The sequence below is a fragment of the Ignavibacteria bacterium genome, from assembly GCA_017303675.1.
Classification (GTDB): domain Bacteria; phylum Bacteroidota; class Ignavibacteria; order Tepidaquicellales; family OLB5; genus OLB5.
In genome coordinates this window covers 1,035,773-1,048,535 of sequence record JAFLBX010000002.1, presented here as the reverse complement: position 1 = coordinate 1,048,535, position 12,763 = coordinate 1,035,773, and the positions used below count along the sequence as shown (strand labels likewise).

Below are 12,763 nucleotides of genomic sequence, written 5' to 3'. Positions count from 1 at the left end.
CTATGAATACTTCTAATTTTAAAATCACATTTATTTCTTTACTCCTGCTTGCTGTAAATCTTTATTCCCAGACCTGGCAGGTGCTTCCATCTCTAGTTCCATCTGCAGGCAGGTATGAAGACCTTTGGTTCATTAATGTTAACACCGGCTGGGTTGTTGAAAACGGCGGAGAAAAAAGAATACTTAAAACTACTAACGGCGGATCTTCATTTAATGAACAGTACCGGCTGACAGCTTCAGATTCTGTTTCATTCGGTTTCCGCAGTGTCGCATTTAACAATCAGCAGCTGGGCTGGGCAGGATCTACTTCCGGTTTACTGTTAAGAACCACGAACGGGGGAGTAAACTGGTACAGGGTTGATACAACAATAGTGCCTCCGCCAATCGGTATCTGTGATATTGCAGTTGTTGGCGATTCCGTTTTCTACGGTTCTGGCAGGCTTAACGGACCCTCAAATCTTATCAAGTCAACAAATGCCGGCTTAACATATGAAAATATCGATATGGGGGCATATACCAATTACCAGATAGGTGTATATTTCCTTACCAAAGATGCCGGCTTTGTTGCCGGTAGAAGCAACATCCTTACTGAAGGTGCGGTTGTCTGCTATACTTCAGATGGCGGAAATACATGGGTAAAAAGATACCGTTCATTTATACAGAATGAACATGCATGGAACATTACTTTTGTTAACTCGCAAACTGGTTATGCTACTATTGAAAAGTTCATTTCAGGTTCAGGCAATATAATCAAAACCACTAACGGCGGTGTTAACTGGGAGCGTCTGACTGTATCAAACATCAGCGGTGTAAATATGGATCCGGTTGGTTTTGCAAATGCAAACAAAGGCTGGATAGCAAACCACTATCTCACCGGACTCTGGCAAACTACCAACGGGGGTTTGAACTGGACAAGTATTCCTGTAGGTTCATCTATACACGGAATATTTATACTCAATGATACTCTGGGCTATGCAAGCGGTAATGAAGTGCTGAAATATACAAATGATATGGTCGGGATCTCAGGGTATACGCAAACCACCTCACCTTTCAGAAATACACTTGAACCAAATTTCCCGAATCCGTTCAATGCTTCAACTAAGATAACCTATAAGCTTGTGAACAGGATGACGGTAATACTTGAAATCTACAATGCGGCCGGGGAGTTCGTTGAAACGCTTGTTCACGGTTACGCTGATGCTGGTGAACATTCAGTGATATGGAATGCCGATAACTACCCAAGCGGGGTATATTTTTATTCATTAAGGACTGATGCCGGAAACCAGTTCGGCAAGGCTATGCTTGTGAAATAGATTAGTCTTTTTTCTCAAACGGAATCCCGTCTGCTGCAGGGGGAGTGGCTTTACCGATAAATCCGGCAAGCACTATAATAGTAAGTACATAAGGCAGCATTTGAATGAATTGTGTGGGAATACCTGAATCCTGGAACTGAAGTGTAAAGCTTTCAGCCAGCCCGAAAAGCAAACATGCTGCCGCTGCGCCCAGGGGATTCCATTTGCCGATGATCATTGCTGCAAGAGCAATGTATCCGCGCCCGGCTGACATTCCGTCGGTAAAGCTGTGCTGGTCTATTGCCAGCCATGCGCCGCCTAAACCGCCCAAAGCTCCGCTTATGAGCACACCTAAATAACGCACATTAGCTACATTTATTCCAAGTGAATCTGCTGCTTTTGGATTTTCGCCAACTGCCCTAAGTCTTAATCCGAACCGGGTTTTATATATGACAAAGTAAGTTATCCCAAGAATTATTACGCATAACAGCAAAAACGGGTTAAAAGGAAGCCCTAATGTTTCCAGCCCCGGTATACGTTCGGAATTGCTTGAGCTTCCGAACAATATCTTGCAGAAAAATTTCGTTAAGCCGAAGGCGAATATGTTCAGAGCTATGCCTGATACTATCTGGTTAGCCTTGATTGTTATTGTAACTATGCTGTGTATCAAAGCTATCAGCATTCCTGCAATAATTCCGCATACCACCCCGATCAATATATTCCCCGTATAAAAAGTGCCTGCCGCTGCTGCGAATGCTCCGCTTAATAATATTCCCTCTAGTGCTATATTTACAACACCGCCTTTTTCAGAATAAACCGCTCCAAGAGAGGGCAGCAGGTAGGGGATAGTTATCCTGAGCGTTTGAAGTACAAATGTTAATGTAAGTAATTCTTCCAGTTTTTTATACCTTCCCGGATCTTAAGCCTTCTTTAACCTGAATTTATGATCGAAAAACTTAGTTACGGTTATGATAAGTAAAATAATTATTCCCTGTAATATTGTCACTATTTCCTTCGGAACAAGTGTGTTCACCGTAAGCTCACCGTATTCCAGTATCCCGAAAAATACCGCAACTGCTATGATTGCGAACGGGTTATTCCGTGATATCAGCGCAACAGCTATTCCAACATAACCCGCATTTTCAGAAAACCCAAGCTCGAAGTAATGTTTGTACCCGTTCACAAAGTTCATGCCTGCAAGTCCTGCAAGTCCGCCTGCAATAACCATTGCTGAAATCGTAATTCGTTTTACATTCATTTTCGCATATTCAGCTGCGTTTATATTGAACCCGGCAGTATTCACCCTGTAACCGAACCTTGTTTCTTTATTTATATAAAATATAATAATGCAGGCAGCGATGGCAATTAAAAAGCTGAGATTAAAAGGTGAGCCTTTGAACATACCTGTTACAGCGTCAAATCTAAGTAATACTGCATTGGGTGAAATTTCAGGCGTATGTATCGTTGCGGGCACAACATAAATATTGTTCACAAGGTAACTTACCATTGCAAGGGCTATAAAATTTAGCATAATTGTATTTATAACTTCATGTGAGCCGAACCTTGCCTTCAGGTAACCGGCAATTGCCGCCCATAATGCCCCTGCCAGAAATCCGCTGGCTATGCATACTGGTATCAGCAATACCCAGGGCAGTGATACAAATGTAAATCCGGCCCACGCAGATGCGAACGCGCCTACTGTCATTTGCCCTTCAGCGCCTATGTTGAATAAACCTGCCCTGAATGCGAAAGCTACAGATAACCCGGTTAATATAAGCGGTGTTGCTTTAAACAGCACCTGCCCGATACCGTATGAGTTACCCAGTGTATCAGCGAACATTTTTGTATACACTTCAATTGGATTTTCCCCAATAAGCAAAATAAATATACTGCCTATTATCAATGATAATATCACTGATATTACCGGACCTGCTGTGTATTTTAAATATCTTCCCAATTTATTTAGTTATTCCTTCGCTTCCGTTTAACCCGAGCATATAAGCGCCTATTTCACGTTCATTGGTTTTTTTGGCTTCAAGTATTGCGGTGAATTTCCCGTTAAATATCACTGCTATTCTGTCGCTTAGTTTCAATAATTCATTCAGATCGCTTGATACAAGTAATACAGCCTTACCTTTTTTGCTTTCTTCCAGCAAAACTGAATGCACAAAATCTGCAGCTTTGATATCAAGACCCCTTGATGGATGGCTTGCCACAATTAACCCTGTATTTTTTGTCATTTCTCGTGCAGCAACTAATTTTTGCTGGTTCCCCCCGGAAAGTCCCGCAATAAGCAAATTGGGATCACCAGGCCTTATATCATACCTGCTGATAAGCTTATTTGTAAATTTTTTAAGATTCTTTTTCTTAAGCATTATTCCCGCAGAAAACTCCTCTTCACTTTCACGGCCAAGCAGCATATTTTCAGTTAGGTCATACTCCATAACTATCCCGTGTTTATGGCGGTTTGCGGGAATATGCGCAACCGGGTCCTCATTTTTTAGCGGCTTGCCGTTTAAATTTATCACTCCAGAATATTCCCTCAACCCGCAAACAGCTTCAGTCAGCTCATGCTGGCCGTTTCCTTCAACGCCTGCAATGCCCAGTATTTCGCCTTTTCTTACTGTAAAAGAAATTTCTTTTACAGCAGCAATTCCTTTATCACCATATACTGTAAGCCCATTTACTTCGAAAATAATTTTTTCCTCAGGCGCATTCTCTTTATTCTTTATCCCCTCGAAGTTCGCGCCGATTATCATAGCCGCCAGCTCATCTTTATTCGTGCTGCCGGTAATTACATTACCGGTAACCCTGCCGTGCCTCAGCACTGTAATGCTGTCGCTCACTTCAAGTACTTCGTTCAGCTTATGGGTTATAAGGATTATAGTTTTACCTTCGTTCTTCAGCTCCTTAAGTGTTCTGAATAGCTCGTCAGTTTCCTGTGGTGTAAGTACTGCTGTCGGTTCATCCAGTATAAGTATATCAGCATTCCTGTATAACAGCTTTAATATCTCCACCTTTTGCTGCATACCAACCGTCAGGTTTCCGGTCAGCTCATCAGTATCAATTTTTATATCAAAGCTATTCAGAATATATTTTACTTTCTGCCTGCACCGTTTTATATCTAAAATATTCAGCGCACCGGTAACTTCATCGCCTAAAATAATATTTTCAAGTACTGTAAGCGTATTTACCAGCATAAAATGCTGGTGGACCATTCCTATCCCAAGCTTTATTGCCTCCTGCGGAGAGGGAACAGCTGCAACATTTCCGTTGATTTTTATTGTTCCTTCATCAGGGTGGTACATACCGTAAAGTATGTTCATTAAAGTAGATTTACCCGCACCGTTCTCGCCAACAACAGCGTGGATCTCTCCTTTTTTAACTATAAGATCAACTGAATCATTTGCTCTTAATTCACCAAATGTTTTGGTGATACCCTTCATTTCAACAGCAGGATGAACAGTCATGTCTTTTATATTATGGCTTTAAATTAATAAAGGTTTTTTAATGTCAAACGCCAAAGATCAAATGCCAAATTATTTTTTAAAAGCATACCATTGAGATTTGGATTTTGAAATTTGACATTTTATTTAGTGGGAATCGTAATTTTTCCGTCAATAATTTCCTGCCTTATAGCTTCTACCTTAGTTCTTACTTCTTCAGGTATCAGGTGCTTGTTTTTATCCGTGTATGCATAATCAACACCTTTGGTCTTCAAGCCGAAAGTTTCAACTCTTCCGCCTTTAAATTTGCCCTCTTTAACTTCTTTTATCACTTCATATACAGATACATCCACAACCTTAACCATACTTGTAATTATGTAGCCGGGTGCTTCATCGTTCTGGTCTGAATCAACCCCGATTGCGAACTTTTTCATTTCACGAGCTGCTTCAAAAACTCCCAGCCCGGTCACGCCGGAGGCGTGGTAAATGATATCAACACCATCATTATACTGCCCGAGCGCTATTTCCTTTCCTTTGCCCGGATTCTTGAACGCGTCACCCGTCACTCCAGCATAACCTATAAGTATTGTGCCGTTCGGATTTACATGCTTAACCCCGGCTTCGTATGATACCTGGAATTTTTTTATCAAAGGTGATTCCATACCGCCAACAAAACCTACTTTATTCGATTTTGTCATCAACCCCGCAATAGCTCCAACCAAAAATGAACCTTCTTCTTCCCTGAATTCAAGTGCAACAAGGTTTGGGGGAATTGTCTTAGACGGATCAACGGTATAATCAACACATGCGTATTTTTTATCGGGGAATTCCTGTGCTATCTTTGTGATTTCATCTGTGAAAATAAATCCGATACCGAAAATTACCGCAATATCCTTCCTGCTTGAAAATTGCCTCAAAGCGGCTTCTCTGTCAGCGCCCGGACCCGGCTCAATATACTCAAACTCTATCCCAAGCTCCTGCTTCGCCTTTTCTAAGCCGCGGTAAGCTGCATCGTTAAACGATTTATCTCCTCTTCCGCCAACATCAAATACCAGTCCAACTTTAAGCTTCCCTGTATTATTTTCAGTGTTTTCCTTTTTACCGCAGGATGTTATCGTTAATGCTAATATGAATGATAATATATAATTTATTGTTGTTTTCATTTTAATTTTCTTTATTCCGCTCCCTTCGGGAAGGGCAGGAAGTAGTCATAAATCTCTAATTTTTATCAAAATTACAGCATTTTTATAACAGGTGCAATTACATAATAATTGAAAAGAATTATTACATCAACTTATCTCTTTCCCTATCCCTATGGGAGAGGGGAAGTGGTGAGGCACCTTGAAATAAAATCATTAACAAACCTTTAACCTAAAATCATTATATTTGTACTTCAAATCTAAAATAATCTATGAAAATATTATTAATTGTACTCTCAGCAATATTTGCTTTCAATTCCTTTGCACAGGAGCTAAAAGAAGTCACCATTTTACACTGGAATGACTTCCATGCGCGCAACCAGCCCTATAAAGTATCAAAAAAAGATACAGTAACCGGCGAGCCGGTTTATTACTGGGTAGGGGGAGTTGGCAGCATGACAGGATACCTGAAAAAATACCGCACTCCTAATTCACTTGTGCTGAACGCAGGCGATGATTTCCAGGGAACGCCTATCTCGAACTTTACCCGCGGAAGGTCGCAGATTGAAATTCTGAATTCATACAACATTGATGCATTCGTGCTTGGCAATCATGAATTTGACTACAGCCAGTATTCGCTTGATTCCGCGCTTGCGCTCGCTAAGTTTGATTATTTAAGCAGTAACGTTTATTTGCAGTCTCAGAATAAGCTTATGGGTAAACCATATGTAATAAAAGAAATTAACGGTGTTAAGTTCGGTATCATCGGATTAACATTACCCGATCTGTTCGAAACATCGCTTCCCGCCAATGTAACTGATCTAGTAATGCTGAATGTTGATTCAGTGTTAACCGTTAACATCAATGAAGTAAAATCGCGCGGGGCAGATGTTGTAGTGCTGCTTTCACACTCCGGACTTGATGAAGATAAACTGATTGCTGAAAAATTTTACTCTGATATCGATATTATTGTCGGGGGACACTCACATTCCACATTATTCAAGCCGGTCCGTAAAAACGGCGTTGTAATTGTACAGGCAGGCTCCTACGGCAGAAACCTGGGCAAGCTTGACCTGAAAATAGATACTGAAAAAGATACAGTAACCGATGCTTACGGTATGCTGATAGAAACCGTTCTTGATTCCGCAATTTACGATAAAGACGCTGCTGCGAAAGTTGATAATATGATAGAGGAGTATCTTCCCCAGCTTAGTGTTAAGATAGGTACCCTTGAAACTGACTGGCGCGCCTCCTACAGCGATGAAAGCAATCTTGGCCAGTTCGAAGCCGATGCCTTCAGAATGAAGACCGGGGCTGATATAGGGTTCGTCAATGGCGGGGGACTTCGTAAAAGCCTGCTCAAAGGGGATATCCTTGTCGGCGATATATGGGAGATCAACCCCTTTGGAAATGAGATACAAACCATTACTGTTTCCGGCAAAACCCTGAAGCAGATGATGAAGAATAATATAAAAATAAGACTTGAAAAGATAAGTAAAGGTGAAGGTGCTGAGCTGCTTCATAATTCAGGCTTAACATACAGCTATGATTCCAAAAAAGCCAATGAAGGTTCTGATGATTTTATTGTAAGCATGAATATAGGCAGGTCTGAAGTTGCCGATGACCAGATGTACACTATTGCTACGAATAATTACGTTCTGAGTCAGTTCAAAAAATTCTTCGGTGAAATTCCAGAAACAATCACTCCAAAAGATACCGGGTGGAATGACCGCGACCTTATTATTGAAGTTGTTAAGGAAATGAAGGTAATAAACAGCGTTGTTGAAAAAAGAGTAGTTGATGTATCAAAGCAGTAAAAAGTCAAAAAAATATTAATAATTTTCTGTAAAGACGCCCCCCTGGGGCGTCTTTTTTTTAGTTTATTTTTAACTTATTGTATGATTATTAGGTCTGTTGTATAACACATTAATGTGTTGTCAGGTATATACCTGATAACACTTCTTTAAAATTAACGGTAGATAATTATTGAGCTTTTTTATTGATCAGGTATTCATTTACCCATGCAGGAATTACATTTTTCTGGAACGTAATTTCTTTCTTTGGGTTTATTGAGAGTATAAGTTCCAGGTCAGTTGAATTATCAAAAACATAGGTTCTGTAACATAATAAAGATGCTGCTTTTAATTGAAGCATTGTGTTATAGTATCTTGATCTTACCTTTGCTGCAGAAACATTGTGTCCGCCTTTTTTAACTCTTAGCTTAACCCGGTTTTGGTTAATTGAAAAATCATCTGTCGAAATAAAATATAAATAAATTTTATAACCGCTTCCTGCTGCTTTGGATATAAATTCAATTTTGGAAGGATGAGACATGACGGTTTCGAATGTAAATGTAAGCCCTGCTTCAATAAATTTATATCGAATGTAATCTGCAAGTATTGCAGAATCGTATGACTGTATTTTTGATTTTTGTATTGAAATGATATTTCCGCTTATCTTCATTTTACCGGTGTAATCCCGTTCTTTAACGTACTTATCCCACCCTGATTTGAAGAAATAAGACTTAATGGAACCTAGATCAGTTTTCAATTCAAATTTTTCCAGATCTATGAAACCGTTTTTAATCAGCTGCTCATGGAGCTCATCTGCATTTAGATAATATCCAAACCTAAGATTGAACTCTTCCTTAATTTTGTGGTATAAAGTACTCTTGCCTGACCCATTCGGTCCTGCAAAAATTCGAATACGTTTTTGAAGTGTTCTCTCAGCCAAGTTTTAATGGGCGGCGTTTTACTTTAACGGGTGAAAAGTTTCCTTTTTTTACCAGCTTCATTTTTTTACCGGGAGCAGTTAAATATAATCCGGAATCTCTGACAACAATAACTTCTAACCCTAATGCTTTATTCTCTCTTTTTGCGTCTTGTGTCGCAAGTTTTGCAGCCTCTTTTAAAATTGAAATTTCACTTTTTCTGTTTGATCTTTTCTTCATAAATACAAATTATATAATTTAGTGATAACCTGAAAGGGTAAAATAAATTTACAATAACATTTTGTTATCTGATAAAATACAGCACTGAAACAGCGTCGCAATTAATTCATCCTATGACTTCAAGTCATCGGATGAATATTATTGTGATGTTGTTATATTTATATTTGTGATGACAAGTATATATCTGGCAACAATTCATAGATTTGAAATGTGATTTATGAATAGAAAAAATTTGCGGGGAGCGAAGCGACGAAGCAATCTCATGAATTAGCATCAATCACATTAAAAAAGCAGACATTGAGCCTGCTTTTTTTTATTTTTGCCTTTTCACTTTTCACTTTTTACTTCACTAAAACCATCTTCTTGGAATCAACCCTCACACCGTCAGCTTCCAGTGTATAGAAGTATATTCCAGAGGTCATATCAGTTCCTTCAAATTCAACCGAATAGGTTCCTTCAGGCTGAAGCTTGTTAACAAGGCTTTTTACTTCTCTTCCAAGCGCGTCATACACAGTAAGCTTAATCAAGCCTGAATTTGCCACCTGGTATTTTATGGTTGAGCTTGGATTGAACGGGTTCGGGTAATTCTGGAAAAGCCTGAACTCCGACGGGATTTCGCTTGAGATCTGTGTTATGCCTATCGGGTTCGTTCCGCCGCCATCACGGTAACGCATGCTGAATTCCTGCAAATACAGGTTTGCAACCCTCGCATCATATATAACCAGGAAATTCTCATCATTATCAAATGTTGCGTTATTTGAAAAATTGTATGAGCCTGTTACTGTTACCGGGCTGCTGGAAGGTGTATATGAATCAATTAAAATGTATTTGTGATGAAGCTGTCCTGCGCGGCTATCAAGCCATACATCTGCCGGTGGAGCCCATAACGGGTTGCTGCATCCGCCGCCTGTTAAACCCTTCATGGTTTTATACACGCTTGATGTACTGTTGCCTTCGGAGTCATCGAAAACTCCGCGCACATTTTTGCCTGCGTCATATTTTACCTTCATCCTGTTCATAATATTGCACCTTGTGAATGATAGTACGCTGAATAAAATGCTGTTATCCGTCTGCAGGTTTATCACATCTTCGATCCTTGTCGAAGGGTTATCGCTTGGCGCAAAATAAACTTCAACCCTTTTGCCTGCAATGTTCAGCAGGTGGGGTGTGTTGTCTGATTTCTGCGGACCGAACTTAGCACGGGAGGGAATAGGCACTTCATTTGCGCTCCCCCACATTTCTTCAAACTCACGTGTGTAAATAGTTGCAAGTGTCTGGTCCTGAATCTCTATCACATTGTTGGCATCATCAAAAAGCTGTGCCTGTGTTATGTTTGTTGAGCCTGTCCAAAGCCAGTCATCAGTAGCTGATGTGAAATCCCTGTTATCAAATATAAAGAACTTGTTATGCATATAATCAGCATTCGGTCTTTTGCTCATTAATATTCCCGCTGCAAGCAGGTCCTGTACTAATTGCTGATTTGAACCGTTCTCGCGGTAATCATATACAAGCCTTATTTTTACGCCGCGTATCTTTGCGTTTATTATAGCATCACGTATCTGTGTCAGGTCATTAAAGCTGTATATCGCTATATCAAGTGAATACTGCGCCGCATTTATGCGCTGCAGCAGCTTTGTCTGGAAATTTACATTGCCCTGTGCGTTTTCGCCTGTGCTGAGCAATGTATCAACTGAACGGTTGAAATAAACGTTCATTGTGCCGGTTGAGTTCGACCCTGTGCAGAAATACTGCTGTGGACTGGTCCCCGTGCCGCTGCCATCTGTTGAGCTTACATTGTAATAATAAATTCTGCCCGGCTGAAGACCGTTCAGTGTTACAGAATGTGTTGTAACATTCGCGCCGTCACTGGCGGAATCAGTATAGCTAATAACCTGGTAATTTGAATCAGCCCTCTGCCAGCGTACTTTGGAATTTGATGCTGTTGAGGTCTGCCAGTTAATTGTAACGCTTGTTGGCTGTATGTTTGAATACGTTATCGAGCTTAGCAGTGGTCCCGAGCCGCCGCTTACTATAAAATCATTTAATGACCTGGGCAATATCTGGTAGCCTGATGTATACGGCGGTGATGAATCAAACTGACTTACCAGCGCAACCACATCAAACGGGAAAGGCGGGATAGGGGAGTTCGCAATATTGGTTGAGGAGTATATCCTTATTTCAACTGAATCATTGCCCACAAGTATTCTGTAGTTTGTTCCTGAGCCTGATGTTGTCCATGAAGTAACATTTGCCCCTGATGTATTATGCACTGCAGTAACACCGTTAATTCTTACAAGCTGCGCTTCGTATGTTTCGCCGTTCAGCCTAACGTTGCTGCATGTTACAATTCTTGGTGTGTACGGAATGTTTGATGCAAGTACAGTCGAACTGTTAACCGGGGTAAATTCCGTTAATCCGTTAAATTGTGTAACAACACCTGTTACCTGAACGCTGTCTCCTGCATTTGTGTTGCTCCAGAATGTTCCGTCATAGCCTATTGTGCCGCCTGTGGGATCCTGCAGGTAAACCAGGGGAGTGCCAAGCTCCTGTGACATGGTCACAACTCCGCGCACAGTTACAGTCTGCCCAAGCAGCAGGGGTACGCCGTTTGCATCCTGCCTGCGTATTGAATCAATTGGTATTACCTGTGCATACACAGATACGCACACCATTAAAAATAAAATTATTTTTTTCATAGCGAAGCTTATTTAGATTTTAATTATTATCAGTAGAAAGTATGAATCGTAAAATGCGGTTATTGCCGGTATCGCAGATGAAGAGCGTTTTATCGAAGAATGCAACACCAAGCGGATTCGAGAACTGTGATGGTGAAATACCTTCACCGCCGAATGATTCAGATCTTAATTTGCCCAGGGAATTGAATTTATAAAGCGAATCTTTGAATGAATCAATTACATAAATATTATTGAACTGGTCAAGTGTTATATCCGCAGGCTCACTTAGCAAACCATTCCTCAGCAGGTCAACACCGCTTGAAGGCTCGAATTTTGCCGTGTAAATTTCATCAATATCATTATACACACACCACTGTATCTTAAATGCTGCATTAGATGATTTTTGTATGTAAATAAGATCTGTGTTGCTGTATGTGAAAGTTGCAATGCCGGAAATGTTCTGCAGCGAAAGCAGTCCCTGGCCTTCAACTTCAAATCCTGAAAGCCTTTCAGGCACAGGCTGCGTGTTATCAAACCGGTTTATCCTGAATATGGCATTATCGGGATCTATTGGACTTGAATTGTTATTGCCCGATCTGGTTACGAGATAGTAGTTATCCTGGAATGTTGCAATTCCCGTAAAATTCCCGTGGTCTCCCGGTATAGGTGTCGGCTGGTTAGAACGGAATGCAATTGTAGGTACTACACCTGTCAGCGTTCCGCCGTTGGGCTGAAGCTTAAAACGGTAAACCACATCAACTGTATCGAGTACGTTAGGGGGGATTGTATCAATTACCGATGCGATAACCAGCAGGTCAAAGTTTCTGTCCTGCGTTATCTTTTTGGGTCTTAATATAAACCCTGAAGTGCTTACAATACCGCCTGCCAGATTCAGCTGAACGATCCTGTCATTATTTTTATCAGCAACATATATCTGCTGGTCATACCCGAAATGTATATCTACCGGTTCGTTGAATCCGGTTATAACAGGTGTAATTGGAATATACGTTGTATCGCCAATTGTGCCCGGGTCAACATTTATCGGGTAATCAGCCAGGTTAACATCATCAGCATCAGCGCATGCATTTAAGTATATAACACACAAAAATACTGTGCTTATTATTATCAGTTTCGCAATATTATTTTTGATCTTGTTCAAATCTTTTTTTGTGTTGCCTCGACCTTCCGGTCGTGGATAAAATTAAATTTATTTTTGGCTTTAGCCTTAATTTTTTTCTATTTGGGGCTAAAGCCCCAAATC

The 12,763-nt window shown here is 40.5% G+C and carries 10 protein-coding genes; 2 read left to right on the top strand and 8 right to left on the bottom strand.

Annotation, left to right across the window (positions count from 1 at the left end):
• Positions 1–2: 2 nt before the first annotated feature.
• Positions 3–1,313, top strand: coding sequence for a T9SS type A sorting domain-containing protein (locus J0M37_14210; protein MBN8586240.1), 1,311 nt, complete (start codon positions 3–5; stop codon positions 1,311–1,313).
• 1 nt (position 1,314) lies between these two features.
• Here the strand turns inward: J0M37_14210 and J0M37_14205 are convergent, their stop codons facing one another.
• From J0M37_14205 to J0M37_14190, 4 genes are all read right to left on the bottom strand, one after another.
• Complete coding sequence (locus J0M37_14205; GenBank protein MBN8586239.1) at positions 1,315–2,190, bottom strand: ABC transporter permease; 876 nt, start codon at positions 2,188–2,190, stop codon at positions 1,315–1,317.
• Positions 2,191–2,211: 21 nt separating this feature from the next.
• Positions 2,212–3,132, bottom strand: a complete 921-nt coding sequence (locus tag J0M37_14200) for an ABC transporter permease (GenBank protein MBN8586238.1) — start codon at positions 3,130–3,132, stop codon at positions 2,212–2,214.
• 118 nt (positions 3,133–3,250) lie between these two features.
• Complete coding sequence (locus tag J0M37_14195; protein MBN8586237.1) at positions 3,251–4,762, bottom strand: ABC transporter ATP-binding protein; 1,512 nt, start codon at positions 4,760–4,762, stop codon at positions 3,251–3,253.
• A 119-nt stretch (positions 4,763–4,881) separates the two neighbouring features.
• Positions 4,882–5,901 (bottom strand): BMP family ABC transporter substrate-binding protein, encoded by a 1,020-nt coding sequence (locus J0M37_14190; GenBank protein MBN8586236.1) that lies wholly within the window; start codon positions 5,899–5,901, stop codon positions 4,882–4,884.
• 248 nt (positions 5,902–6,149) lie between these two features.
• Between J0M37_14190 and J0M37_14185 the strand changes: the two genes are divergently transcribed.
• A complete protein-coding gene (locus tag J0M37_14185) occupies positions 6,150–7,694 on the top strand; it encodes a bifunctional metallophosphatase/5'-nucleotidase (protein ID MBN8586235.1) in 1,545 nt (514 codons plus the stop codon).
• Between the two features lie 166 nt (positions 7,695–7,860).
• Here the strand turns inward: J0M37_14185 and J0M37_14180 are convergent, their stop codons facing one another.
• From J0M37_14180 to J0M37_14165, 4 genes are all read right to left on the bottom strand, one after another.
• Positions 7,861–8,610: a zeta toxin family protein gene (locus J0M37_14180; protein MBN8586234.1), complete on the bottom strand. Its 750-nt coding sequence runs from the start codon at positions 8,608–8,610 to the stop codon at positions 7,861–7,863.
• A complete protein-coding gene (locus J0M37_14175; GenBank protein MBN8586233.1) occupies positions 8,603–8,827 on the bottom strand; it encodes a hypothetical protein in 225 nt (74 codons plus the stop codon). Before J0M37_14175 ends, J0M37_14180 begins: the two co-directional genes overlap by 8 nt.
• 341 nt (positions 8,828–9,168) lie before the next feature.
• Positions 9,169–11,523, bottom strand: a complete 2,355-nt coding sequence (locus J0M37_14170) for a fibronectin type III domain-containing protein (GenBank protein MBN8586232.1) — start codon at positions 11,521–11,523, stop codon at positions 9,169–9,171.
• Between the two features lie 19 nt (positions 11,524–11,542).
• The gene (locus J0M37_14165; GenBank protein ID MBN8586231.1) at positions 11,543–12,661 is read right to left on the bottom strand and encodes a hypothetical protein; all 1,119 of its coding nucleotides are present in this window, start codon (positions 12,659–12,661) and stop codon (positions 11,543–11,545) included.
• Positions 12,662–12,763: the final 102 nt, after the last annotated feature.